General features: G+C 70.0%; 26 protein-coding genes. 11 read left to right on the top strand and 15 right to left on the bottom strand.

Annotated features, from left to right (window positions below):
* Positions 1-75 precede the first annotated feature (75 nt).
* Both E5198_RS14760 and E5198_RS14755 read right to left on the bottom strand, forming a co-directional pair.
* The gene (locus tag E5198_RS14760) at positions 76-642 is read right to left on the bottom strand and encodes an SEC-C domain-containing protein (protein ID WP_136490761.1); all 567 of its coding nucleotides are present in this window, start codon (positions 640-642) and stop codon (positions 76-78) included.
* 96 nt (positions 643-738) lie between these two features.
* Positions 739-2,388 carry an acyl-CoA dehydrogenase family protein gene (locus tag E5198_RS14755; RefSeq protein ID WP_136490760.1) on the bottom strand — a complete coding sequence of 550 codons (1,650 nt, stop codon included), beginning with the start codon at positions 2,386-2,388 and terminating at the stop codon, positions 739-741.
* Positions 2,389-2,482: 94 nt separating this feature from the next.
* Between E5198_RS14755 and E5198_RS14750 the strand changes: the two genes are divergently transcribed.
* The 4 genes from E5198_RS14750 to E5198_RS14735 all read left to right on the top strand — a co-directional run bounded on the left by E5198_RS14750 (position 2,483) and on the right by E5198_RS14735 (position 5,980).
* Positions 2,483-3,280 (top strand): hydroxymethylpyrimidine/phosphomethylpyrimidine kinase, encoded by a 798-nt coding sequence (locus tag E5198_RS14750; protein WP_168772538.1) that lies wholly within the window; start codon positions 2,483-2,485, stop codon positions 3,278-3,280.
* A gap of 25 nt (positions 3,281-3,305) precedes the next feature.
* Positions 3,306-3,938 carry a thiamine phosphate synthase gene (gene thiE / locus E5198_RS14745; protein WP_136490758.1) on the top strand — a complete coding sequence of 211 codons (633 nt, stop codon included), beginning with the start codon at positions 3,306-3,308 and terminating at the stop codon, positions 3,936-3,938.
* 24 nt (positions 3,939-3,962) lie between these two features.
* The gene (hemL, locus tag E5198_RS14740) at positions 3,963-5,249 is read left to right on the top strand and encodes a glutamate-1-semialdehyde 2,1-aminomutase (RefSeq protein ID WP_136490757.1); all 1,287 of its coding nucleotides are present in this window, start codon (positions 3,963-3,965) and stop codon (positions 5,247-5,249) included.
* 185 nt (positions 5,250-5,434) lie between these two features.
* On the top strand, positions 5,435-5,980 hold the full coding sequence (locus E5198_RS14735; protein ID WP_136490756.1) for a tetratricopeptide repeat protein: 546 nt from the start codon (positions 5,435-5,437) through the stop codon (positions 5,978-5,980).
* A 124-nt stretch (positions 5,981-6,104) separates the two neighbouring features.
* On the opposite strand, the gene E5198_RS14730 is transcribed toward E5198_RS14735, so the two are convergent.
* Positions 6,105-6,431 carry a DUF1820 family protein gene (locus E5198_RS14730; RefSeq protein WP_136490755.1) on the bottom strand — a complete coding sequence of 109 codons (327 nt, stop codon included), beginning with the start codon at positions 6,429-6,431 and terminating at the stop codon, positions 6,105-6,107.
* A 124-nt stretch (positions 6,432-6,555) separates the two neighbouring features.
* Between E5198_RS14730 and miaB the strand changes: the two genes are divergently transcribed.
* The 5 genes from miaB (at position 6,556) to lnt (ending at position 12,006) form a co-directional block, all read left to right on the top strand.
* Positions 6,556-7,896, top strand: a complete 1,341-nt coding sequence (gene miaB, locus E5198_RS14725; protein WP_136490754.1) for a tRNA (N6-isopentenyl adenosine(37)-C2)-methylthiotransferase MiaB — start codon at positions 6,556-6,558, stop codon at positions 7,894-7,896.
* 138 nt (positions 7,897-8,034) lie between these two features.
* Positions 8,035-9,045, top strand: a complete 1,011-nt coding sequence (locus E5198_RS14720; protein ID WP_136490753.1) for a PhoH family protein — start codon at positions 8,035-8,037, stop codon at positions 9,043-9,045.
* Positions 9,035-9,499: an rRNA maturation RNase YbeY gene (gene ybeY, locus E5198_RS14715; RefSeq protein WP_136490752.1), complete on the top strand. Its 465-nt coding sequence runs from the start codon at positions 9,035-9,037 to the stop codon at positions 9,497-9,499. The genes E5198_RS14720 and ybeY overlap by 11 nt, the downstream gene beginning before the upstream one ends.
* Positions 9,500-9,505: 6 nt before the next feature.
* Positions 9,506-10,345: an HlyC/CorC family transporter gene (locus E5198_RS14710; protein WP_136490751.1), complete on the top strand. Its 840-nt coding sequence runs from the start codon at positions 9,506-9,508 to the stop codon at positions 10,343-10,345.
* A gap of 125 nt (positions 10,346-10,470) precedes the next feature.
* Positions 10,471-12,006, top strand: coding sequence for an apolipoprotein N-acyltransferase (lnt, locus tag E5198_RS14705; protein WP_136490750.1), 1,536 nt, complete (start codon positions 10,471-10,473; stop codon positions 12,004-12,006).
* 106 nt (positions 12,007-12,112) lie between these two features.
* Here the strand turns inward: lnt and lipA are convergent, their stop codons facing one another.
* The 12 genes from lipA to E5198_RS14645 form a co-directional block, all read right to left on the bottom strand.
* The gene (gene lipA / locus E5198_RS14700) at positions 12,113-13,090 is read right to left on the bottom strand and encodes a lipoyl synthase (RefSeq protein ID WP_090349475.1); all 978 of its coding nucleotides are present in this window, start codon (positions 13,088-13,090) and stop codon (positions 12,113-12,115) included.
* A complete protein-coding gene (gene lipB, locus E5198_RS14695; protein ID WP_136490749.1) occupies positions 13,087-13,740 on the bottom strand; it encodes a lipoyl(octanoyl) transferase LipB in 654 nt (217 codons plus the stop codon). Before lipB ends, lipA begins: the two co-directional genes overlap by 4 nt.
* A complete protein-coding gene (locus E5198_RS14690; RefSeq protein WP_136490748.1) occupies positions 13,740-14,033 on the bottom strand; it encodes a DUF493 domain-containing protein in 294 nt (97 codons plus the stop codon). Before E5198_RS14690 ends, lipB begins: the two co-directional genes overlap by 1 nt.
* A gap of 69 nt (positions 14,034-14,102) precedes the next feature.
* On the bottom strand, positions 14,103-15,263 hold the full coding sequence (locus tag E5198_RS14685; protein WP_136490747.1) for a D-alanyl-D-alanine carboxypeptidase family protein: 1,161 nt from the start codon (positions 15,261-15,263) through the stop codon (positions 14,103-14,105).
* A gap of 66 nt (positions 15,264-15,329) precedes the next feature.
* The gene (locus E5198_RS14680; protein ID WP_136490746.1) at positions 15,330-16,361 is read right to left on the bottom strand and encodes a septal ring lytic transglycosylase RlpA family protein; all 1,032 of its coding nucleotides are present in this window, start codon (positions 16,359-16,361) and stop codon (positions 15,330-15,332) included.
* A 1-nt stretch (position 16,362) separates the two neighbouring features.
* Positions 16,363-17,373 (bottom strand): lytic murein transglycosylase B, encoded by a 1,011-nt coding sequence (mltB, locus tag E5198_RS14675; protein ID WP_136490745.1) that lies wholly within the window; start codon positions 17,371-17,373, stop codon positions 16,363-16,365.
* A gap of 20 nt (positions 17,374-17,393) precedes the next feature.
* Positions 17,394-18,497 (bottom strand): rod shape-determining protein RodA, encoded by a 1,104-nt coding sequence (gene rodA / locus E5198_RS14670; protein WP_168772539.1) that lies wholly within the window; start codon positions 18,495-18,497, stop codon positions 17,394-17,396.
* A 37-nt stretch (positions 18,498-18,534) separates the two neighbouring features.
* Positions 18,535-20,454, bottom strand: a complete 1,920-nt coding sequence (gene mrdA, locus E5198_RS14665; RefSeq protein ID WP_136490743.1) for a penicillin-binding protein 2 — start codon at positions 20,452-20,454, stop codon at positions 18,535-18,537.
* Between the two features lie 10 nt (positions 20,455-20,464).
* Positions 20,465-20,932, bottom strand: a complete 468-nt coding sequence (gene rlmH / locus E5198_RS14660; RefSeq protein ID WP_136490742.1) for a 23S rRNA (pseudouridine(1915)-N(3))-methyltransferase RlmH — start codon at positions 20,930-20,932, stop codon at positions 20,465-20,467.
* A gap of 8 nt (positions 20,933-20,940) precedes the next feature.
* Positions 20,941-21,294 carry a ribosome silencing factor gene (rsfS, locus tag E5198_RS14655; RefSeq protein ID WP_136490741.1) on the bottom strand — a complete coding sequence of 118 codons (354 nt, stop codon included), beginning with the start codon at positions 21,292-21,294 and terminating at the stop codon, positions 20,941-20,943.
* 10 nt (positions 21,295-21,304) lie between these two features.
* The gene (nadD, locus tag E5198_RS14650; RefSeq protein WP_136490740.1) at positions 21,305-21,961 is read right to left on the bottom strand and encodes a nicotinate-nucleotide adenylyltransferase; all 657 of its coding nucleotides are present in this window, start codon (positions 21,959-21,961) and stop codon (positions 21,305-21,307) included.
* Positions 21,961-23,226, bottom strand: a complete 1,266-nt coding sequence (locus E5198_RS14645) for a glutamate-5-semialdehyde dehydrogenase (RefSeq protein WP_136490739.1) — start codon at positions 23,224-23,226, stop codon at positions 21,961-21,963. Before E5198_RS14645 ends, nadD begins: the two co-directional genes overlap by 1 nt.
* Before the next feature lie 146 nt (positions 23,227-23,372).
* On the opposite strand from E5198_RS14645, the gene E5198_RS14640 reads away from it, so the two are divergent.
* The gene (locus E5198_RS14640) at positions 23,373-24,092 is read left to right on the top strand and encodes a DNA-3-methyladenine glycosylase (RefSeq protein WP_136490738.1); all 720 of its coding nucleotides are present in this window, start codon (positions 23,373-23,375) and stop codon (positions 24,090-24,092) included.
* Positions 24,089-24,703 (top strand): DedA family protein (locus tag E5198_RS14635; RefSeq protein ID WP_136490737.1); only part of this gene is annotated, 615 nt, incomplete at its 3' end. The genes E5198_RS14640 and E5198_RS14635, both read left to right, overlap by 4 nt.

The following is a 24,703-nucleotide window of genomic DNA, read 5'->3' as shown; positions in this document are numbered from 1 at the left end:
GCGGCGGCTTGGCGGTGGCCGGGCGCGGCCCGGGCCGCGCCGCTGCGGCGGACGGCTTGCGCGGCGGACGGGCCATCACAGGCTGTCACGCAGCCGGCGGCTGCAGCAGTTCTGGTAGCGCCTGCCGCTCCGGCACGGGCACGGACTGTCGCCGCTTCCACCCAGCTCCAGCCAGCCTTCCAGGCGCTCGCGGGTCTGCTGCAGGGTATCCCAGCTCGCCTCGTCCAGCCCCGGCCGCCCGAGGGCGGCGCAGACCTTCAGGTAGTCGCCCAGCAGGGCGTCGCGCTCCAGGCTCTGGTAGCGCGGGGCCACCGGCACGCCTTCGTAGCGGCGCGCCGGATCGGGCAGGAACAGCAGGGTGCGGCGGTCGGGCAGCACGTTCCACAGCCTGCCGTCGGCCGCGCGCCAGCAGGCCGTGAAGGAGGCACGCAGCGCCTTGCCCGGCCACTCCTCCAGACACCAGCCATCGACCCGCACGCCGCCAAGCGCGCTCACCGCGCGGCCGACCGAGTACCAGGGCTCGCCGGCGAGGCTTTCCGGCAACGGCAGCGGCGCCGCCACCAGGGGATCGGCGCCGGGCACCAGGGTGCGGGCGAAGCGGCGCAGGGGATTGCTGTAGCGGGCGGGGTCGACAAAGGCCATGACGGGTTCGCAGGACGGCGCCCCACGGCTCGCACAGGAGCCGCCGCCGGAGGGCGGTGCGGGCTGGAGGCGGCATTCTAGCCGCCTCCACCGCGCTCAGTCGAACGCCTGCAGGCGGCTGCGCGCCAGCAGCGCCGCCGCCTCCACCCCGCGCGGCAGGCAGCCGTAGGCCAGCGCCGGCGCGTCCAGGCGCGCGGCGAGGAAGGCGTCGCCGACCGCCTGCGGCGCGCCCTGCAGCAGCAGGCCGGCCTGCAGCGCCACGGCGATCTCGCCGGCCAGCTGGCGGGCACGGTACTCGAGGCCGTCGCGATCCTGCAGGGCGTGCTTGAGGCGCAGCACCAGCGCCCTGAGGCGCGCCTCGCCGTGGCCGTCGGCCAGCTCGGCGAACAGCGCCTCGGCCACCCCGGGCGTCTTCAGCGCGCGCAGCACGTCGAGGCACTGCACGTTGCCCGAACCCTCCCAGATCGAGTTGACCGGCGCCTCGCGGTACAGCCGCGGCAGGATGCTCTCCTCGACGTAGCCGGCGCCGCCCAGGCATTCCTGCGCCTCGTGGACGAAGGCCGGCGCGCGCTTGCACACCCAGTACTTGCCCACCGCAGTGAGCAGGCGGGCGAAGTGGCGCTCCTGCTCGTCCTCCGGACGCTCCAGGGCGTGGCCCAGGCGCAGGCTCAGCGCCAGCGCCGCCTCCGACTCCAGCGCCAGGTCGGCCAGCACGTTCTGCATCAGCGGCTGGGCGGCCAGCACGCGGCCGCCGACCTGGCGCTGCGCGCAATGGTGCAGGGCCTGGCTGAGCGCCTGGCGCATCAGCGCCGCCGAGCCGGTCATGCAGTCGAAGCGGGTCAGCGCCACCATCTCCAGCACGGTGGCGATGCCGCGGCCCTCCGCGCCGACCATCCAGGCCAGCGCGCCGCGATATTCCAGCTCCGCCGAGGCGTTGCTGCGGTTGCCCAGCTTGTCCTTGAGGCGCTGGATGTGGATGCGGTTGTGGCTGCCGTCCGGACGCAGGCGCGGCAGCAGGAAGCAGCTCAGCCCGCCTTCGGCCTGCGCCAGGGTGAGGAAGCCGTCGCTCATCGGCGCCGAGCAGAACCACTTGTGGCCGAGCAGCTCGTAGGCCTGCCCCGGGCCGCGCGCGCCGACGGCGAAGGCGCGCGTGCTGTTGGCGCGCAGATCCGAGCCGCCCTGCTTCTCGGTCAGCGCCATGCCGAGGGTCAGGCCGCGCTTGTCGGCGACCGGCAGCGGCCGCGGATCGTAGTCGAGGCTGAGCAGGCCAGGCAGCCAGGCCTCGCCCAGTTCGCCCTGACGACGCAGCACGGCGATGCCGGCGTGGGTCATGGTCAGCGGGCAGGCGCTGCCGGCCTCGGCCTGGTTGTGCAGGTAGAACAGCCCGGCGCGCAGCACCTGGGCGCCGGGGCGCGGCTCGCGCCAGGGCAGCGCATGCAGGCCGTGGGCGATGCCGGCCTGCATCAGCCGGTGCCAGGCGGGATGGAACTCCACCTGGTCGATGCGGTGGCCATAGCGGTCGTGACTGTGCAGCTCGGGAGCATGGCGGTTGGCGGCGAAGCCGGCCGCCAGCAACTCCCCGCCGCTCAGCTCGCCGTACTCGGTCAGCCGCGCCGCCCCCCAGTCGGCGCCGAAGCGCTGCAGCCACTCCTGCAGCGGGCGGTCGCCGCGGTACAGGTTGGCGCCGTCCAGCGGCGTCGGCTGGTTGGTCACGGTATGGGTTTCCGCGCAGTGCTCGGGAGTCATCGTCCACCTCCTGCCGTTGCATGCCTTGCAGTGAAGCAGAAGCGCGGCGCGCCGCCCGGGCAGGCGGTCGACTTTGGTGGTAAGCTCGGCAGCCATGAACCGATACCCTTCCCGTCCCGTCGTCCTCTGCCTGTCCGGCCACGATCCCAGTGGCGGCGCCGGCCTGCAGGCGGACATCGAGGCCCTGCTCGCCCAGGGCTGCCACGCCGCTCCGGCGGTCACCGCGCTGACCGTGCAGGACACCGTCGACGTCAGCGACTTCCGCGTCCTCGACCGTGCCTGGGTGCTGGCCCAGGCCAACGCGGTGATCGACGATCTGCCGGTCACCGCGGTCAAGCTGGGCATGCTCGGCTCGCTGGAGATGGTCGACACCGTGGTGGAGATCATGCAGCAACTGCCCGGCGTGCCGCTGGTCTGCGACCCGGTGCTGCGCGCCGGCGGCGGCGGTGCACTGGGCAAGGACGAGGTCGGCTACGCGATCCGCGAGCGCCTGCTGCCGCTGTGCCGCATCGCCACGCCCAACCTGCCGGAAGCGCGCATCCTCGCCGAGCTGCCGGAGGGCAGCGCCGACGAGTGCGCCGAAAAGCTGCTGCCGCTGTGCGAGCACCTGCTGATCACCGGCGGCCACGGCGACGAGCGCGAGGTGCACAACCGCCTGTACTCGCGCGACGGCAGCCGCCACGACTTCACCTGCGCGCGCCTGCCGGGCAGCTACCACGGCTCCGGCTGCACCCTGGCCAGCACCCTGGCCGGCCGCCTGGCGCTGGGCGAGGAGCTGGTCAGCGCGGTGCGCTCGGCCCTCGCCTACACCTGGCGCACCCTGCGCGACGCCGAGCAGCCCGGCCGCGGCCAGTACGTGCCGCGCCGCCTGCCGCTGGACTTCTGCTCCTGATCCCCTGCCCGAGGAAAGCCCGCCGATGAAGCCGCTGCGCGGACTCTACGCCATCACCGACAGCCAGCTGCTGGCCGATGGCCGCCTGCTGCCCTACGTCGAGGCCGCCCTGCGCGGCGGCGCCAGGCTGCTGCAGTACCGCGACAAGTCCACGGACGCCGCCCGTCGCCTGCGTGAGGCCGAGGCGCTGGCCGAGCTGTGCCTGCGCCACGGCGCGCAGCTGATCATCAACGACGATCTGGAGCTGGCCACCCGCCTGGGCGTCGGCCTGCACCTGGGGCAGAGCGACGGCTCGCTGTCCGCCGCGCGCGCCCTGCTCGGCCGCGACGCCGTCATCGGCGCCACCTGCCACGCCCGCCTGGAGCTGGCCGAGCAGGCCCGCCAGGACGGCGCCAGCTACCTGGCCTTCGGCCGCTTCTTCAATTCGCAGACCAAGCCCGGTGCGCCGGCCGCCACCCCCGAGCTGCTCGACGAGGCGCGCACCCGCTTCCGCCTGCCGCTGGTGGCCATCGGCGGGGTGACCCTGGACAACGCCCCCGGCCTGATCGCCCGCGGCGCCAGCCTGGTCGCGGTGATCCACGCCCTGTTCGCCGCCCCGAATGCCGCCGAAGTCGAGCGCCGCGCGCACGCCTTCAGCCAACTGTTCGCCGACATCTGACCTTCCTTTCGAGAGACCCTTTCCATGTCCCGCTCCGAAATCCTGTTCAGCAACGCCCAGAAGCACATCCCCGGCGGCGTCAACTCGCCGGTGCGCGCCTTCCGCAGCGTCGGCGGCACTCCGCTGTTCTTCAAGCACGCCGAGGGTGCCTACGTCATCGACGAGGACGACAAGCGCTACGTCGACTACGTCGGCTCCTGGGGCCCGATGATCCTCGGCCACGGCCATCCGGAAGTGCTCGACGCCGTGCGCAGGCAGCTCGAGCACGGCCTGTCCTACGGCGCGCCGACCGCGCTGGAAGTGGAGATGGCAGAGCTGGTCTGCCAGCTGGTGCCGTCCATGGAGCTGGTGCGCATGGTCAGCTCCGGCACCGAGGCGACCATGAGTGCCATCCGCCTGGCCCGTGGCTACACCGGCCGCGATGCCATCATCAAGTTCGAGGGCTGCTACCACGGCCACTCCGACAGTCTGCTGGTCAAGGCCGGCTCCGGCGCGCTGACCCAGGGCGTGCCCAGCTCGGCGGGCGTGCCGGCCGACTTCGCCAAACACACCCTGACCCTGCCCTACAACGACATCCAGGCCGTCGAGAAGACCCTGGCCGAAGTCGGCCAGGACGTGGCGTGCATCATCGTCGAGCCGGTGGCCGGCAACATGAACTGCGTGCCGCCGGCGCCGGGCTTCCTCGAGGGCCTGCGCGCGCTGTGCGATGCGCACGGCGTGGTGCTGATATTCGACGAGGTGATGACCGGCTTCCGCGTCGCCCTCGGCGGCGCCCAAGGCCACTACGGCATCACCCCGGACCTGTCGACCTTCGGCAAGATCGTCGGCGGCGGCATGCCGGTCGGCGCCTTCGGCGGCAAGCGCGCGATCATGGAATGCATCGCCCCGCTCGGCCCGGTCTACCAGGCCGGCACCCTGTCCGGAAACCCGCTGGCGATGGCCGCCGGCCTGACCACCCTCAGGCTGATCAGCCGCCCGGGCTTCCATGCCGAGCTGAGCGACTACACTGCACGCATGCTCGACGGCCTGCAGCAGCGCGCCGCTGCCGCCGGCATCCCCTTCGTCACCACCCAGGTGGGCGGCATGTTCGGCCTGTACTTCAGCGAAGCCGCCGACATCGTCACCTTCGACGACGTGATGACCAGCGATGCCGAGCGCTTCAAGCGCTTCTTCCACCTGATGCTGGACGGCGGCGTGTACCTGGCGCCGAGCGCCTTCGAGGCCGGCTTCACCTCCATCGCCCACGGCGAAGCCGAGCTGGCGATCACCCTCGACGCCGCCGAGCGCGCCTTCGCCGCCCTCAGGGGCTGAGCGTCGCGCCGTCCGCCGCCCCCTGCGGGTCGGCGGACGGCGCCAGCCGGCGGATACTGGCCAATGGCCGGCAGGAAAAGCCGCCGGCCCCCTGTCATGACCCGGCGGGTTATTCCATAATGGAGAACGTCGGCCCAGAGCCGACCGAGCCTCCGCCCGCCGAACCAGGAGAAGTCCGGATCGCCATGAACCGTGCTGGCTGCACCCTGCTGATGGGCTGCCTGTTGTCGATCAATCCGCTGCTCGGCCATGCCGAGAGCAACTCCCTGCTGATTCCGGCGACCAGTCGCTGCGTGCTCGACACCCAACCCCAGGATCTCGATCAGGCGCTGGCCCAGTGCCGCAGCCTCGCCGAGGGCGGCGACGCCCAGGCCCAGTTCGAACTCGGCGAATTTTTCCATGCCGGCCAGCCGCCACGCGACCTGCCGGAGGCGCTGCGCTGGTACGAGCAGGCCTCGCTGCAGGGCCATGCCCAGGCCCAGCTGCGCCTCGGCACCCTGTTCTGGCATGGCGAGGGCGTGCCGGCCAACAACGTGCAGGCCTACGTGGTGCTGAAGATGGCGGCGGTCAACGGCGCCGAAGAGGCGCTGGACAGTGCCGACGAGGTGGCCGAGGGCATGAGCCCCGAGCAGCTCGAGCAGGCCAACCGCGTGCTCGGCGAGATCTTCCGCAACTACCTGCAGGAGCTGCAGGCCAGCGACCTCGGCCCGCCGTTCGCTCCGCTGCGCTGAATCCCGCGCAGGGTGGACGACTCGCGCCAGCGATTGTCCACCACCAGACAACGGTGCGCAGAGGTGGTGGAAAATCGCTGCGCGAGCTTTCCACCCTACCCGACTACAGGCAATCCTCGACCACTCAGCGCTCCGGCATCGGCGGCATGGGGAACGGCATCACGTTGCCGCCGCCCTTGGCCTCGCTGATCTTCGCCGTGCCCAGGCGCTCCACCTCGTCGATGCGGATGATCGCGTGCATCGGCACGAAGCTGCGCACCACGCCCTCGAACTGCGCCTTGAGCTTCTCCTCGCTGGGATCGACCACCACCTGGGTGCGTTCGCCGAAGACGAACTCCTCGACCTCCAGGAAACCCCACAGGTCGCTCTGGTAGATGGCCTTGGCGTACATCTCGTACACCTGACCCTGGTTGAGGAAGATCACCTTGAAGATGGGGGCGGGCTTGCTCATGACTCTCCGGACCGACGGAACTGCGGGGCGCGAATCCTAGCACACCCGCCGGACCGCGAAGCCTAGGAAGCCCCGTCCCTGCCACCTATAATGCGCGGTCCTTGGATTTTCCCGACGAGCACCCATGGCCAAGAAGCTTTTCATCGAAACCCACGGCTGCCAGATGAACGAGTACGACAGCTCGCGCATGGCCGACCTGCTGGGCGAACACCAGGCCCTCGAACTCACCGAGAACCCGGCCGAAGCCGACGTGATCCTGCTCAATACCTGCTCGATCCGCGAGAAGGCCCAGGAGAAAGTGTTCTCCAAGCTCGGCGGCTGGCGCGAACTGAAGCGGCAGAACCCCGAGCTGGTGATCGGCGTCGGCGGCTGCGTGGCCAGCCAGGAAGGCGCGGCGATCCGCGAACGCGCGCCCTACGTCGACGTGGTGTTCGGCCCGCAGACCCTGCACCGCCTGCCGGAGATGATCGACGCCGCGCGCACCACCAGGAAGCCGCAGGTGGACATCTCCTTCCCGGAGATCGAGAAGTTCGACCGCCTGCCCGAGCCGCGCGTCGACGGCCCCAGCGCCTTCGTTTCGGTGATGGAGGGCTGCAGCAAGTACTGCACCTTCTGCGTGGTGCCCTACACCCGCGGCGAGGAGGTCAGCCGACCGCTGGCCGACGTGCTCGCCGAGATCGTCCACCTGGCCGAGCACGGCGTGCGCGAGGTGACCCTGCTCGGCCAGAACGTCAACGGCTACCGCGGCGACACCGGCGACGGCCGCATCGCCGACTTCGCCGAGCTGCTCTACGCGGTGGCGGCGATCGACGGCATCGACCGCATCCGCTACACCACCAGCCACCCGCTGGAGTTCTCCGACGCGCTGATCCAGGCCCACGCCGAGATTGCCAAGCTGGTCAAGTTCGTCCACCTGCCGGTGCAGGCGGGTTCCGACCGCATCCTCGCGGCGATGAAGCGCAACCACACCGCGCTGGAGTACAAGTCGCGTATCCGCAAGCTCAAGGCCGCGGTGCCGGACATGTGCATCAGCTCGGACTTCATCGTCGGCTTCCCCGGCGAGACCGACAGGGACTTCGAGCAGACCATGAAGCTGATCGAGGAAGTCGGCTTCGACTTCTCCTTCTCCTTCGTCTATAGCGCACGCCCCGGCACCCCGGCCGCGGACCTCGCCGACGACACTCCCGAGGAGATCAAGAAGCAGCGCCTGCAGATCCTCCAGGCGCGCATCCACCAGCAGGGCTTCGAGATCAGCCGGCGCATGGTCGGGACCACCCAGCGCATCCTGGTCAGCGACTACTCGAAGAAGGACCCGGGCATGCTGCAGGGCCGCACCGAGAACAACCGCATCGTCAACTTCCGTGCCGACAATCCGCGGCTGATCGGCCAGTTCGTCGACGTGCACATCGACGAGGCGCTGCCGCACTCGCTGCGCGGCAGCCTGGTCGACGAGGCCAGCTACTGATCCCCGCCCGCCGCGCGAGCGCGGCGGGCGCCTCCTGGCCAGTCCACCATCCGCCAATGCCGCGGCGCTTTCCCCCTCGGGGCGCTGCGGTTATTCTTCGTCCATCACCCCCAGCCGAACGGCGGCCAACAGACGACCTTGAACGCTCCCCTGGAACACCACCGCTTCATCCTCGAACCCCTCGATGCCCGACGCTTCGCCAACCTCTGCGGCCAATTCGACGAGCACCTGCGCCTGATCGAACAGCGCCTGGGCATCGAGATCCGCAACCGTGGCAACCAGTTCGAACTGGTCGGCGACGCCCAGCGCAGCCACACCGCCGAGAACCTGCTGCGCCGCCTGTACCGCGAGACCCACGCTACCGAGCTGACCCCGGAACTGGTCCACCTGTTCCTCCAGGAGTCCGGTCTCGAGGATCTGGCCGTGCCCGGCCAGACGCCGAGCGTCACCCTGAAGACCCGCAAGGCGCACATCACCCCGCGCGGCGCCAACCAGCAGCGCTACGTCAAGGCGATCCTCGACAACGACATCAACTTCGGCATTGGCCCGGCCGGCACCGGCAAGACCTACCTCGCCGTGGCCTGCGCGGTGGACGCCCTGGAGCGCGAGCAGGTGCGGCGCATCCTGCTGGTGCGTCCGGCGGTGGAGGCCGGCGAGAAGCTCGGCTTCCTGCCCGGCGACCTGGCGCAGAAGATCGACCCCTACCTGCGCCCGCTGTACGACGCCCTCTACGAAATGATGGGCTTCGAGCAGGTGGCCAAGCTGATCGAGAAGCAGGTGATCGAGATCGCCCCGCTGGCCTACATGCGCGGGCGCACCCTGAACAACAGCTTCATCATCCTCGACGAGAGCCAGAACACCACCCTGGAGCAGATGAAGATGTTCCTCACCCGGATCGGCTTCGGCTCGACCGCGGTGATCACCGGCGACGTCACCCAGGTCGACCTGCCGCGCGGCACCAAGTCGGGCCTGGCCCACGTCATCGAGGTGCTGCGCGACGTGCCGGGGATCAGCTTCACCCACTTCAAGGCCAAGGACGTGGTGCGCCATCCGCTGGTACAGCGCATCGTCGAGGCCTACGACCGCTACGAGCAGCGCCTGCAGGGCAAGGCCGCCGAGCGCACCGAGGACAGCCGCCATGCAGGTTGAACTGGATCTGCAACTGGCCAGCACGGCCGGCGAGCTGCCCGGCGAGGCGCAGCTGCGCCGCTGGTGCGAACTGGCTCTGCGCCAGCGCACGGCGCCCTCGGAGCTGACCATCCGCATCGTCGACGAGGCGGAGGGCCGCGAGCTCAACCGCACCTGGCGCGGCAAGGACTACGCCACCAACGTGCTGTCCTTTCCCGCCGAGGTCCCCGAAGGCATCCTGGATATCCCGCTGCTCGGCGACCTGGTGATCTGCGCCCAGGTGGTAGCACGCGAGGCGGCCGAACAGGGCAAGGCGGCGGACGCCCACTGGGCGCACCTGACCATCCACGGCTGCCTGCACCTGCTGGGCTACGACCACATCGACGACGACGAAGCCGAGGAGATGGAAGCCCTGGAACGCCAGCTGCTGGCCGAACTCGGCTACCCCGATCCCTACGCGAGCGACGAAGAGTAAGGACACATGAGCGACGACCGATCGAGCCAGGGGCAGAAGTCCTGGCTGGAAAGAATCACCCAGGCTTTTGCCCATGAGCCGAAGAACCGCGAGGAGCTGATCGAGGTCCTGCGCGACGCCCATGACAACAAACTGCTCGACACCGAGGCGCTGGCGATCGTCGAGGGCGCCATCCAGGTCGCCGACCTGCAGGTGCGCGACATCATGATCCCGCGCTCGCAGATCATCAGCATCAAGGCCTGCCAGAACCCGCAGGAGTTCCTCCCGGCGGTGATCGAGGCGGCCCACTCGCGCTACCCGGTGATCGGCGAGAACCTCGACGAGGTGCTCGGCATCCTGCTGGCCAAGGACCTGCTGCCGCTGCTGCTGCACGGCAACGAGCAGTCCTTCGACCTGCAGAAGCTGCTGCGCCCGGCCACCTACGTGCCCGAATCCAAGCGTCTCAACGTGCTGCTGCGCGAGTTCCGCAGCACCCACAACCACATGGCCATCGTCATCGACGAATACGGCGGCGTCGCCGGTCTGGTGACCATCGAGGACGTGCTCGAGCAGATCGTCGGCGAGATCGAGGACGAGCACGACGTCGAGGAAGACAGCTTCATCAAGGCGCTGCCCAGCGGCGACTTCATCGTCAAGGCGCTGACCCCAGTGGACGAGTTCAACGAGTTCTTCGAGGCCGGCTTCTCCGAGGAGGAATTCGACACCCTCGGCGGCGTGGTGATGAGCGCCTTCGGCCACCTGCCCAAGCGCGGCGAGACCATCGAGCTGGGCGACTTCCGCTTCCGCGTGCTCAACGCCGACAGCCGGCGCATCCACCTGCTGCGCCTGACCCCGCGGGCGCGCTGAGGCACGGACGCTGATCGTCCCCACGCTCCGCGTGGGGATGCCACCCTGGACGCTCCGCGTCCAGCTACCCGCCCGCGCCCGGCTCCGCTAAGCTGCCCGCGCCTGTCTTTCGCCAAGGAATCTTCATGCGCTGGATCTCCCGTCCCGGCTGGCCCGGCCACCTGCTGGCCCTGGCTGCCGGCGCCCTCACCCCGCTGGCCCTCGCCCCCTGGAACCTGTGGCCGCTCGGCCTGCTGTCGCTGGCGCTGTTCTATCTCGGCCTGCGCGGCCTGGCCCCCGGCGCCGCCGCCGGCCGCGGCTGGCTGTACGGCTTCGGCGCCTTCGCCGCCGGCACCAGCTGGGTGTACGTCAGCATCCACGACTACGGCGCCGCCTCGCCGGCGCTGGCCGCGCTGCTGACCCTGGCGTTCTGCGCCGGCCTCGCGCTGTTCTTCGCCCTGCCGGCCTGGGCCTGGGCGAAGTGGCTGCGCCGCGAACGCGCGCCGCTGGCCGACGCGCTGGCCTTCGCCGCCCTATGGCTGGCCCAGGAGGCGCTGCGCGGCTGGCTGTTCACCGGTTTCCCGTGGCTGTATGCCGGCTACGCCCAGCTCGACGGCCCGCTGGCCGGCCTGGCGCCGCTCGGCGGCGTGTGGCTGCTGTCGTTCGCCATGGCGCTGACCGCCGCCCTGCTGGCCAACCTGCCGGCGCTGCTGCCGCGCGGGCGCTGCCTGCTGGGCGCCGCCGCGCTGCTCGCCGGCCTGTGGGGCAGTGGCCTGTGGTTCAAGGACCACCCCTGGACCACCCCGGCCGGCCCGGCGCTGAAGGTCGCCGCCATGCAGGGCAACGTCGCGCAGAACCTCAAGTGGGACCCCGAGCAGCTCAACGCCCAGCTCGCCCTGTACCGCGACCTGACCTTCGCCGAGGCGCCGGCCGACCTCTACGTCTGGCCGGAGACCGCGGTGCCGGTGCTCAAGGAATACGCCGAGGGCTACCTGGCGGTGATGGGCCGCTTCGCCAGCGAGCGCAATGCCGCACTGGTCACCGGCGTGCCGCTGCGCGAGAAGGACGACGCCGGCCGGGCGCGCTACTACAACGCCCTGCAGGTGGTCGGCCAGGGTGGCGGCACCTACCTCAAGCAGAAGCTGGTGCCGTTCGGCGAGTACGTGCCGCTGCAGGAGCTGTTGCGCGGGCTGATCGCCTTCTTCGACCTGCCGATGTCCGACTTCGCCCGCGGCCCGGCCGACCAGGCGCTGCTGACGGCGCGCGGCTACCGCATCGCCCCCTACATCTGCTACGAGGTGGTCTATCCGGAGTTCGCCGCGAGTCTCGCCGCGCGGAGCGAGCTGCTGCTGACGGTGAGCAACGACGCCTGGTTCGGCACCTCGATCGGCCCGCTGCAGCACCTGCAGATGGCGCAGATGCGCGCTCTGGAGAGCAGCCGCTGGATGATCCGCGCCACCAACAACGGCGTCACCGCGCTGATCGACCCGTTCGGCCGGGTGCAGGCGCAGGCGCCGCAGTTCCAGCGCGCCGTGCTGCGCGGCGAGGTGGTGCCGATGCAGGGCCTGACGCCCTACCTGCAGTGGCGCGCCTGGCCGCTGGCCGGCGTCTGCGCCCTGCTGCTGGGCTGGACCGCGCTCACCGCGCGGCGCCAGCGCCGGCTGTTCACTGCCTTGAACTGAGGCGCCAGCCAGCAACGAAAAGGGCGACCCGCGGGTCGCCCTTTGCATTCCAGCGCTGACTGTAGGGTGGGTTACGGCCTGCGGCCTTACCCACCCTACACAGGACTCAGCCGATCTTGTGGCCGTGGGCCTGCTGGTCGGCGTGATAGGACGAGCGCACCAGCGGACCGGAGGCGACGTTCTTGAAGCCCATCTTCTCACCTTCCTCGGCGAACCAGGCGAAGGTGTCCGGATGGACGAAACGCTGCACCGGCAGGTGGCTGCGCGACGGCTGCAGGTACTGGCCGAGGGTGAGCATGTCGATGTCGTGCTCGCGCATGCGCTGCATGGTCTCGATCACCTCCTCGTCGGTCTCGCCGAGGCCGAGCATCAGGCCCGACTTGGTCGGCACGCCCGGCACGCGCTTCTTGAACTCCTGCAGCAGGTCCAGCGACCACTCGAAGTCCGAGCCCGGGCGCGACGACTTGTACAGGCGCGGAACGGTTTCCAGGTTGTGGTTGAAAACATCCGGCGGCTCGGTGGCGGTTATGTCGAGGGCGATCTCCATGCGCCCGCGGTAGTCCGGCACCAGGGTCTCCAGCTGCACGCTGGGCGACAGCGCGCGGATCTCGCGCAGGCAGTCGGCGAAGTGCTGGGCGCCGCCGTCGCGCAGGTCGTCGCGGTCCACCGAGGTGATCACCACGTACTTCAGGCGCAGGTCGGCGATGGCCAGCGCCAGGTTCTTCGGCTCGTCCGGATCCAGCGCGTTGGGCCGGCCGTGGCCGACGTCGCAGAACGGGCAGCGGCGGGTGCAGATGTCGCCCATGATCATGAAGGTGGCGGTGCCGCCGGAGAAGCACTCGCCGAGGTTCGGGCAGGAGGCTTCCTCGCACACGCTGTGCAGCTTGTGCTGGCGCAGCAGCTGCTTGATGCGCTCGACCTCGGGGGTGACCGGGATGCGCACGCGGATCCAGTCCGGCTTGCGCGGCAGTTCCTCGGTGGGAATGATCTTCACCGGAATGCGCGCGACCTTCTCGGCGCCGCGCAGCTTGACCCCGGCCTCGACCTTGGCCGGGCCCTTGGTGGTGTTGTCCACGGTACTCATGTCAGCTCCAGCCCTCCCGCGAGGGTCTCGTATTCAGCGTAGCCAAGCTGGCCGACCAGCTGGCGCACCAGCGCGGCACGCACTTCGGCGAGTTTGATCGGGCCCTGGGCCAGATCCTTGAGTTGGGTCATGGCCATGCCGGCATAGCCACAGGGATTGATGCGGCCGAACGGTTCCAGGTCCATGTCGACGTTGAGCGCCAGGCCATGGAAGGAGCGGCCGTGGCGGATGCGCAGGCCGAGCGAGGCGATCTTCGCCGCGCCGACGTAGACGCCGGGGGCGTCCGGCTTGGCATGGGCCTCGACGCCGTAGCCTTCGAGCAGGGCGACCAGGCTGGCCTCCATGCGGCTGACCAGTTCGCGCACGCCCAGATTCGCACGGCGCACGTCGAGCAGCAGGTAGGCGATCAGCTGGCCCGGGCCATGGTAGGTCACCTGGCCGCCGCGGTCGGCCTGCACCACCGGGATGTCGCCGGGCATCAGCAGGTGCTCGGCCTTGCCGGCCTGGCCCTGGGTGAACACCGGCTCGTGCTCGAGCAGCCAGATCTCGTCCGGGGTGTCGGGGCCGCGCTCGTTGGTGAAGCGCTGCATCGCCTGCCAGGCCGGCAGGTAGGGCAGCCGGCCCAGCTCGCGCACCCGCAGGGGGCCCATCACAGCACCATGTGCACGCGGCCGGTGGCGCGCAGGTCGACGTGGATCGCCTGCAGCTGCTCGACGCCGGTGGCGCGGATCGCCAGCTGCACCGAGACGAAACGGCCGTTGCTGCTGTCGCGCAGGGTCAGGGTGGTGACGTCGAGGTCCGGCGCATGACGGCGGACGATGTCGATCACCAGGTCGGCGAAGCCCTCGCCGGCGTCGCCGATCACCTTGATCGGGTAGCCGTGGCAGGGAAATTCGATCTTCGGCGCCTGGACTTCGGTAGCGGAGGTCTTGGTATCGGTCATGGTCTCGACGGGCTTGTGGCCCGCAATGCCGGCGCCCCGGGATCGGGGCGCCGCGCTCAGGTCAATGGATCAGTTGAACAATCCGTAGAAAAACAGTCGGATACTATCCCACAGGCGGCGGAAGATACCACCCTCCTCGACCGCCTCGAGGGCCACCAGCGGCGCGCTGTGCAGCACCTGCTCGCCGAGGCGCACCTCGACCTTGCCGACTTCCTGGCCGGCGGCCACCGGCGCCTCGATCATCGGCTGCAGGGTCATGCTGGCCTGCAGTTTGTCCATCTGGCCGCGCGGCAGGGTCAGGGTCAGGTCCTCGGCCAGGCCGGCCTTGAGCTGGCGCTCGGCGCCCTTCCACACCGGGGCCTGGGTCAGCTCGGCGCCCTTGGCGTAGAACTGGCGGGTCTCGAAGAAGCGGAAGCCGTAGGTCAGCAGCTTCTGGGTCTCGGCGGCGCGGGCCTGCTCGCTGTTGGTGCCGAACACCACGGCGATCAGGCGCTGGCCGTCACGCACGGCGGAAGCTACCAGGCAGTAGCCGGCTTCCTCGGTGTGACCGGTCTTCAGGCCGTCGACGGTCTTGTCGCGCCACAGCAGCAGGTTGCGGTTGGGCTGCTTGATGTTGTTCCAGAGGAACTCCTTCTGCGCGTAGATGGCGTAGTGCGCCGGGTCTTCCTTGATGATCGCGCGCGCCAGCCTGGCCATGTCGTGGGCCGAGGAGTAGTGCTCCGGGTGCGGCAGGCCGGTGGCGTTCATGAAGTGGCTGTTGACCATGCCGAGCTTGCCGGCGGTGGTGTTCATCAGGTCGGCGAAGGCGTCCTCGCTGCCGGCGATGTGCTCGGCCACCGCCACGCTTGCGTCGTTGCCGGACTGGATGATGATGCCGTGCAGCAGGTCGCCCATGCTCACCTGGGTGCCGACCTGGACGAACATGCGCGAGCCGCCGGTGCGCCAGGCGTGCTCGCTGATGGTCACCAGATCCTTCTCGCCGACCTGGCCGCGGTTGATCTCCAGGGTGGCGATGTAGGCGGTCATCAGCTTGGTCAGGCTGGCCGGCGGCAGGCGCTCGTCGGCGTTCTGCTGGACCAGCACGTTGCCGCTGTCGGCATCCATCAGCAGCCAGGCCTTGGCCGCCAGTTGCGGCGGCGCCGGAACGACCTGCTCGGCGGCCCAGGCGGCAGGTGCCGCGGCGAGCAGGACCAGCAGGAACAAGCGGTGCACTAAGGTGGTGATGTTCATCCGTCTCTCGAATAGCTAGGTAGGTGAATCAGGCCCTTGCGGGCATTGCTACGGTGCCGGGCGGCGTCAGTCCGGCCGCACCAGCGTCGGCTGGCCGAGGCTGGCCAGTCGCAGGGAGTCCTGCAGCTGCAGGGCCTCATCCTGAGTGTCGATCGGCCCCAGGCGCACCCGGTGCAGGACCTGCTGGTTGCGCACGACCGAGCTGATAAACACCGGCGCAGTCCCCACCACCGAGCTCAGCTTGGCCTTGAGGAGTTCCGCAGCGTCCGGGTTGGCGAAGGCGCCCACCTGGAGATACAGCCCAGCGGCTGGGGCAGAAGCGTTTTTTTTTACCGCCACCTCGACCGGCAGGACGGCGGCGGCATGCTGCTCCGGCGGCGGCGTCCAGGTCTCGATGGGCGCGGCCACCGGCTGCGGCACGCTGCGCACCTCGCTGGGCGCCGGCAGGCTCATCAGCTTGTTGCTGCGCGGGGCGCCGGCATTGCTGGCCAGCACCATCGGCACCGGCCGGCCCTGCTGGGCCCACCACTGCTGGGGGTCGATGCCCTCGACCTTGACCCGCGCGGTGCCGGTCTCGGCATAGCCGAGCTTCTTCGCCGCGGCGAAGGACAGGTCGATGATGCGGTCGGAATAGAACGGCCCGCGGTCGTTGACCCGCAGGATCACGCTCCGGCCGTTGTCCAGGTTGGTGACCCGCACGTAGCTGGGCAGCGGCAGGGTCTTGTGCGCGGCGGTCATGCCGTACAGGTCGTAGGTCTCGCCGTTGGCGGTGGCCTGGCCGTGGAACTTGGTGCCGTACCAGGAGGCGGTGCCGGTGGCGCGGTAGTTGCGCGCATCCTGGATCGGATAGTAGGGCTTGCCGAACACCGTGTAGGGACTGGCCTTGACCGGGCCGTTGTGCGGCATCGGCACGGCATCGGGGATGCGCGACACGTCGACGTCCCACCAGGGCGCGCCGTCGCGGTGCGGGCGGGCGTAGCTGCCCGGGCCGGAAACGGCCTGGTCGCTGTCGACCGGCGCGCGCGAGGTGGTGCAGCTGCTCAGCAGGGCCAGGCTGCACAGTACGGCCAGCGGCAGCCGCGGCAGGGATGGGCGCATGTCAGAACTCCTGGCGCTGCGCATGCAGCGCGCTGGAGAGCTGGTGCACGGCCATGGCGTACATCACGCTGCGGTTGTAGCGGGTGATCACGTAGAAGTTGGGCAGGCCCATCCAGAACTCGTCGCCCTGTTCGCCCTCGAGGCGGAAGGCGGTCACCGCGTAGTTGTCCTCCACCGCATCAAGCGGGGTCCAGCCGAGCTGGCGCAGGTCGCCCACCGACTTGACCGGCTCCAGGCCCTGGGTCAGGCCGTCGGCGAAGCGGGTGCCGGCGACGCGCGCGCGGGTCACCACCGGGTCGCCGGCCACCCAGCCGTGGCGGTGGAAGTAGCTGGCCACGCTGCCGATGGCGTCCACCGGATTGCCCCAGATGTCGATGTGGCCGTCGTGGTCGAAGTCCACCGCATAGGCACGGAAGCTGCTCGGCATGAACTGAGGCAGGCCCATGGCGCCGGCGTAGGAGCCCTTGAGGCTGAGCGGATCGACCTGCTGCTCGCGGGTCAGCAGGAGGAACTCGCGCAGCTCCTTGCGGAAGAAGTCGGCGCGCGGCGGATAGTCGAAGCCGAGGGTGGCCAGGGCGTCGAGCACCCGCCAGTTGCCGGTGTTGCGGCCGAAGAAGGTTTCCACGCCGATGATCGCCACGATCACCTGGGCCGGCACGCCGTACTCGCGCTCGGCGCGCGCCAGCGACTCGGCGTGCTGGTTCCAGAACGCCACGCCCTGGTCGATGCGCGCCTGGGTGATGAAGATCGGCCGGTACTCCTTCCACGGCTTGACCCGCTCGGCCGGCCGCGAGATGGCGTCGAGGATCGGCTGCTTGCGCTCGGCGGCGCCGAGCAGCGCCTGCAGCTGCGGTGCGGTGAAACCGTGCTCGCGCACCATCTCGCCGATGAAGGCATCGACCGCGGGTGAACTCTGGTAGTCCCCAGCCATGGCCGGCGCGGCGATGCCGAGCAGACCGGCCAGGCCGATCCGGCACACGCCCTGCCGAACCCATGCGCGCACTCTGTGCATTGTGCTTTTCACTCCGAGTCTCAAACCTGGGCGATCCATTTGCGGTGCGTATGGATCGCCATCAAAATGCCGAATCCTGACATCAGCGTCACCAGCGAAGTTCCGCCGTAGCTGATGAAAGGCAGCGGCACCCCCACCACCGGCAGCAAGCCGCTGACCATGCCGATGTTGACGAAAACGTAGACGAAGAAGGTCAGGGTGATGCTCCCCGCCAGCAGCTTGCCGAACAGGGTCTGCGCCTGCACCGTGATCACCAGCCCCCGGGCGATCAGCAGCAGGTAGACCACCAGCAGCAGGCACACGCCGACCATGCCGAACTCTTCGCTGAGCACGGCAATGATAAAGTCCGTATGGCTTTCCGGCAAAAAATCCAGGTGCGACTGGGTGCCCAGCAGCCAGCCCTTGCCGAACACCCCCCCCGAGCCGATGGCCGCCTTGGACTGGATGATGTTCCAGCCGGTGCCCAGCGGGTCGCTCTCCGGATCGAGGAAAGTGTGCACGCGCTGCTTCTGGTAGTCGTGCAGCACGAAGTACCACATGGCCACCGCGACCGGCACCGCCGCGGCGATCGCCCCGCCGATCCACCACCAGCGCAGACCGCCGATGTACAGCACGAAGGCGCCGGAGGCGAGGATCAGCATGGCGGTGCCGAGGTCGGGCTGCTTGAGGATCAGCACGAAGGGCACGCCGATCAGCGCCAGGGCGATCAGCAGGTGCTTGAAGCTGGGGGGCAGGCTGCGGCTGGACAGGTACCAGGCGATGGTCGCCGGCATGATCAGCTTCATGAACTCCGAGGGCTGGAAGCGGATCACCCCGGGAATGTTGATCCAGCGCGTGGCGCCCATCGCCGTGTAGCCGACGAACTCCACCGCCAGCAGCAGCAGCACGCCGCAACCATAGGCCAGCGGCGCCCAGCGCGCCATGAAGCGCGGCTCCAGCTGGGCGATGGTGCACATCGCCACCAGGCCGATGCCGAACGAGGTGGTCTGCTTGAGCAGCAGCTCCCAGTGCTTGCCGCCGGCCGACCACAGCACGAACAGGCCGACCACGCCGAGGGTCACCAGCAGCAGCAGCAGCGGGCCGTCGATGTGCAGGCGCTGCAGCAGGCTGGCGCGGCGGCGCAGCACGTCCTCCCCGGACAGGGTGCGGTCGAAGCTCGGGCTAGTGTTCACGGGCCACCTCTGCCGCCGGCGGCGGCGCGAATTCGGGCTTGAGCCGACGATGCTCGTCGAGCAGCCAGGCGTCCAGCACCTGCTTGGCCACCGGGCCGGCCACGCCGGAGCCGGACTCGCCGTTCTCCACCATCACCGCCACGGCGATCTTCGGGTCGTTGGCGGGCGCGAAGGCGACGAACAGCGCGTGGTCGCGATGGCGCTCGCGCACCTTGTTGCGGTCGTACTTCTCGCCCTGGCGGATCGCCACCACCTGCGCCGTGCCGCTCTTGCCGGCGATCAGGTAGGGCGAGCCGAGGCCGAGCTTGTGCGCGGTGCCGCGCGCGCCGTGCACCACCTCGACCATGCCGCGGGTGACCTGGTCCCAGTAGCGCGGGTTGCTGGCGACGATGTTCGGCGGCGTGTCGCGCTCCTCCAGCAGGCCGGAGGCCATCAGCTGCTCGGCGCTCATGCCGTCGGCGTCCCTGAGCAGGCGCGGGCGCACCCAGCGGCCGCGATTGGCGATCAGCGCGGTGGCCTGGGCCAGCTGCAGCGGGGTGGTCAGCATGTAGCCCTGGCCGATGCCGGTGATCACCGTCTCGCCGGGGAACCAGCCCTGGCGGCGGTTGGCGCGCTTCCATTCGCGCGAGGGCATCAGCCCGGCGGCTTCCTCGGACAGGTCGAGGGACACCCGCTGACCGAGACCGAAGGCGCTCATGTACTGGTGCAGGCGGTCGATGCCGAGCTTGATCGCCAGGTCGTAGAAATAGGTGTCGTTGGAGCGCGCCAGGGCCAGGTTGAGGTCGACCCAGCCGTCGCCGCTGCGGTTCCAGTTGCGGTACTTGTGGCTGTTGCCCGGCAGCTGGTAGTAGCCCGGGTCGTAGACGCGGCTCGCCGAATTGACCACCCCGGCGTCCAGGCCGGCCAGCGCCACCTGCGGCTTGACCGTCGAGCCCGGCGGATACAGGCCGCGCAGCACGCGGTTGTACAGCGGCCGGTCGATGGAGTCGCGCAGCGCCGCATAGTCCTTGAAACCGATGCCGGTGACGAACAGGTTGGGATTGAAGCTCGGCTGGCTGACCATCGCCAGCACGCCGCCGGTGGCCGGCTCGATGGCGATCACCGCGCCACGGCGGCCGCCCAGCGCCGCCTCGGCGGCCTCCTGCAGCTTGAGATCGAGGTGCAGGCGGATGTCCTTGCCGGGGATCGGGTCGGTGTGCTTGAGCACGCGCAGCACGCGGCCGCGGGCGTTGGTCTCGACCTCCTCGTAGCCGACCTGGCCGTGCAGCACGTTCTCGTAGAACTTCTCCGCGCCGGTCTTGCCGATGTGGTGGGTGCCGCTGTAGTCCACCGGGTCGAGCCTCTTCAGCTCCTGTTCGTTGATCCGCCCGACGTAGCCCACCGAGTGGGCGAAGTGCTCGCCCTGCGGGTAGTGGCGCACCAGCTGGGCGACCACGTCGACGCCGGGCAGGCGGAACTGGTTGACCGCGATGCGGGCGATCTGCTCCTCGGTCAGCTCGAAGAGGATCGGCACCGGCTCGAACGGCCGCCGCCCCTGGCGCACGCGCTTCTCGAACAGCGCGCGCTCTTCCTCGCCCAGCTCGAGCACCTCGACGATGGTGTCGAGCACCTGACGCCAGTCGTCGGCGCGCTCGCGGCTCACCGTCAGGCTGAAGCTCGGCCGGTTGTCGGCGATGATCACCCCGTTGCGGTCGTAGATCAGCCCGCGGGTCGGCGGCAGCGGCTGCACGTGGATGCGGTTGTTCTCCGCCAGCGTCGAGTGGTGCTCGTACTGGATCACCTGCAGGTAGTACATGCGCGCCACCAGCACGCCGGTGAGCAGCAGGACGAAGATCGCGCCGACGATCGCCCGGCTGCGCACCAGGCGGGCATCGCGTTCGTGGTCCTTGAGCTGGATCGGCTGCGGCATGGAGGCGCGGTTACTTGTGGTACGGATGGCCGGACAGCACGGTCCAGGCGCGGTAGATCTGCTCGCCGAGCAGCACCCGCACCAGCGGGTGCGGCAGGGTCAGCGGCGACAGCGACCAGCGCTGCTCGCTGCGCGCGCACACCTCCGGCGCCAGCCCTTCCGGGCCGCCGACCATCAGGTTGACGGTGCGCGCGTCGAGGCGCCAGCGGTCCAGCTCGGCGGCCAGCTGCTCGGTGCTCCACGGCTTGCCATGGACCTCGAGAGTGACCACGCGCTCCCCGGGCTGCACCCGCGCCAGCATCGCCTCGCCCTCCTGGCGGATCAGGCGGGCGACGTCGGCGTTCTTGCCGCGGGTGTTCAGCGGGATCTCCACCAGTTCGAGGGCCAGCTCGGGCGGCAGGCGCTTGACGTACTCCTGCCAGCCCTCCTCGACCCAGCGCGGCATCCGCGAGCCGACGGCGATCAGTCGGATGCGCATGCCGGGCGTTACTCCTGCGACTGCTGGGCGCGGCTCTGCTCGGCGCCCTGCCACAGGCGCTCGAGGTCGTAGAACTGGCGGGTGGCGGCCTGCATCACGTGCACCACCACGTTGCCGAGGTCGATCAGGCCCCACTCGCCGGACTCCAGGCCTTCGCTGCCGATCGGCCGCACGCCCTGCTCCTTGGTCTTTTCCAGCACGGTTTCGGCCAGCGACTTGACGTGGCGGCTGGAGCTGCCGGTGGCGATCACCATGAAGTCGGTGATGCTGGTCTTCTCGCGCACGTCGATGGTGAGGATGTCCTGACCTTTCAGTTCTTCCAGGGCGGCGATCACCACCTGGACCAGTTGTTCGGCTTGCATTGTCGGATGTTCACTCTTGGGTAGATGGGGTGGCACGGTACAGACCGTGCGTGTGGATGTAGGCCAGCACCGCGTCGGGTACCAGGAAGCGGATCGAGCGGCCGGCGGCCAGGCGCTCGCGGATGCCGGTGGCGGAGATCGCCAGCGGCATCTGCCAGACGAAGGCGATCTGCCCCGCCGGCCCCCTGAGCGCCTGCGGATCGCTGGCGCTGCGCGCGGCCAGCAGGTCGCGCAGGGCTTCCGGCGCCTCGCTGTCGGCGTCCGGGCGCTGCAGCACGACGATGTGGCAGTGGTCGAGCAACTCCTGCCAGCGGTGCCAGGTCGGCAGGCCGCAGAAGGCGTCCCAGCCGACCAGCAGCAGCAGCTGGACCTCGCCGCCCAGCTCGGCGCGCAGCGACTCCAGGGTGTCGATGGTCCACGACGGCTTGTCGCGCCACAGCTCGCGGTCGTCGACCGCCAGCGGCGGCACGTCGGCCACCGCCAGGCGCACCATGTCCAGACGCTGCTGCGCGCTCACCTGCGGCGTGCCGCGGTGCGGCGGGCTGGCGCTGGGGATCAGGCGCAGCTCGTCGACGGCGAACTGCTCGGCCACCTCGAGCGCGGCACGCAGGTGGCCGATGTGGATGGGGTCGAAGGTGCCGCCGAGCAGACCGATGCGCCGGATCATCAGCCGCGCACGTGACCGTCGCCGAACACCACGTACTTCTCGCTGGTCAGCCCCTCCAGGCCGACCGGGCCGCGGGCGTGCAGCTTGTCGGTGGAGATGCCGATCTCGGCGCCCAGGCCGTACTCGAAGCCGTCGGCGAAGCGGGTCGAAGCGTTGACCATCACCGAGCTGGAATCCACCTCGGTGAGGAAACGCCGCGCGTCGGTGAAGCTCTCGGTGATGATCGCGTCGGTGTGGTGCGAGCCGTAGTGATTGATGTGCTCGATGGCCTGCTCCAGCGAGTCGACCACGCGGATCGACAGGATCGCCGCGTTGTACTCGGTGTGCCAGTCCTCCTCGGTCGCCTCCAGCACGTCGGCGCCGAGCAGCGCGCGGGTCGCCGCGCAGCCGCGCAGCTCGACGCCCTTGGCACGGTAGATCTCGGCCAGCGGCGGCAGCACGCGCGTGGCGATGGCCTCGTGCACCAGCAGGGTCTCCATGGTGTTGCACGGCGCATAGCGCTGGGTCTTGGCGTTGTCGGCGACGCGGATCGCCTTGCCCTCGTCGGCGGCGACGTCGATGTAGACGTGGCAGATGCCGTCCAGGTGCTTGATCACCGGCACGCGGGCGTCGCGGCTGATGCGCTCGATCAGGCCCTTGCCGCCGCGCGGCACGATGACGTCGACGAACTCGGGCATGGCGATCAGTTGGCCCACCGCCGCGCGGTCGGTGGTCTCCACCACCTGCACGCAGGCCGCCGGCAGGCCGGCCTCGGCCAGGCCCTGCTGGATGCAGGCAGCGATGGCGCGATTGGAGTGGATCGCCTCGGAGCCGCCGCGCAGGATGGTGGCGTTGCCGGACTTCAGGCACAGGCTGGCGGCGTCGATGGTCACGTTGGGGCGCGACTCGTAGATGATGCCGATCACCCCCAGCGGCACGCGCATCTTGCCGACCTGGATGCCCGAGGGCAGGTAGCGCATGTCGCGGATGGTGCCGATCGGGTCGGGCAGGCCGGCGACCTGGCGCAGGCCCTCGATCATGTCGTCGATGCGCGCCGGGGTCAGCGCCAGGCGGTCGAGCATGGCCTCGTCCAGGCCGTTGGCGCGGCCGTTGTCCAGGTCCTGCGCGTTGGCGCGGATCAGTTCCTCGCGTGCGGCGTCGAGGGCGCGCGCGGCGGCCAGCAGGGCGTTGTTCTTCTGCGCGGTGGTGGCGCGAGCGGTGACGCGCGAGGCCTCGCGCGCGGCGCGACCCAGGCGGGTCATGTAATCGAGTACGGACTCGGTCATGGTCTCGGCGATCCGACGGCTGGAAAAAGTCGTCGATTATAGCCCTGCCAGCCGGGCCGCGCCCAGCAGCAACGGGCGGACGGCAGGAGCCGCTCGTTGCCGGGTGTTGCTATCATGGCCGCCCTTCCGTCACCCGCCCGCGCCAGATGACCGCCTCGCCTGCCCCCGCCACCCTGCCCTGGCCCGGCGCCCGCCCGCTGGCCGACGCCTTCTTCGACCGCGACGCCTGCCTGGTGGCGCGCGAACTGCTCGGCAAGGTGATCCGCCACCGGGTCGACGGCCTGTGGCTGAGCGCGCGGATCATCGAGACCGAGGCCTACTACCTGACCGACCGGGGCAGCCACGCCTCGCTCGGCTACACCCACAAGCGCCGCGCACTGTTCATGGACGGCGGGCACATCTACATGTACTACGCGCGCGGCGGCGACTCGCTGAACTTCAGCGCCCACGGCGCCGGCAACGCGGTGCTGATCAAGTCCGGCGTCCCCTGGCAGGATGCGCTGAGCGGCGCGGATTCGCTGGCGCGGATGCAGGCCAACAACCCCGACCGCCAGGGCCGGCCGCGCCCGCCGGAAAAGCTGTGCGCCGGGCAGACCCTGCTGTGCCGCGCCCTCGGCCTCAAGGTGCCGGACTGGGACGGTGCGCGCTTCGACTGGCAGCGCCTGTTCGTCGAGGACGTCGGCGAGCGGCCGGCGCGGATCGTGCAGACCACCCGCCTGGGCATCCCCCGCGGGCGTGACGAGCACCTCGAATACCGCTTCGTCGATGCCGCCTGGGCCCGCCACTGCACGCGCAACCCGCTGCGCCGCGGCCAGCGCGAAGGCAGCGACTTCCATCTGATCGACGTCAAGGAGCAAGACGCATGAGCCAGTGGCTCGACAGCCTCACCGCCTGGCTGGGCGCCCATCCCGAGTGGCTGGGCCTGGCCATCTTCCTGATCGCCTGCATCGAATGCCTGACCATCGCCGGCATCGTGGTGCCGGGTACAGTGCTGCTGTTCGCCGTCGCCGCCCTGGCCGGCGGCGGCGCGCTGACGCTGTGGCAGACCCTGCTGCTCGGCTATGCCGGCGGCCTGCTCGGCGACGCGCTGTCCTACGCCCTCGGCCGGCGCTTCCACGAGGACATCCGCCGCCTGCCGCTGCTGCGCCGCCATCCGGAATGGCTGGCCCAGGCCGAGTTCTACTTCCAGCGCTACGGGGTGATCAGCCTGCTGCTCGGCCGCTTCATCGGCCCGCTGCGGCCGATGCTGCCGACCGTCGCCGGCATGCTCGACATGCCGCTGCCGCGCTTCGCCGCGGTCAGCCTGGTGGCCGCCGCCGGCTGGGCGACGGCCTACCTGCTGCCCGGCTGGATGACCGGCGCGGCCCTGCGCCTGCCGCTGCCGGAAGGCTTCTGGTGGCAGGCCGGCGTGCTGGCCGGCGGTCTGGCCGCGCTGCTGGTGCTGGCCGCCCAGGCCAGCCTGCGCGAACGGCGCGCG

This window comes from Pseudomonas sp. A-1 (assembly GCF_004801855.1).
GTDB lineage: Bacteria > Pseudomonadota > Gammaproteobacteria > Pseudomonadales > Pseudomonadaceae > Geopseudomonas.
This window is presented reverse-complemented; position numbering and strand designations above follow the sequence as displayed.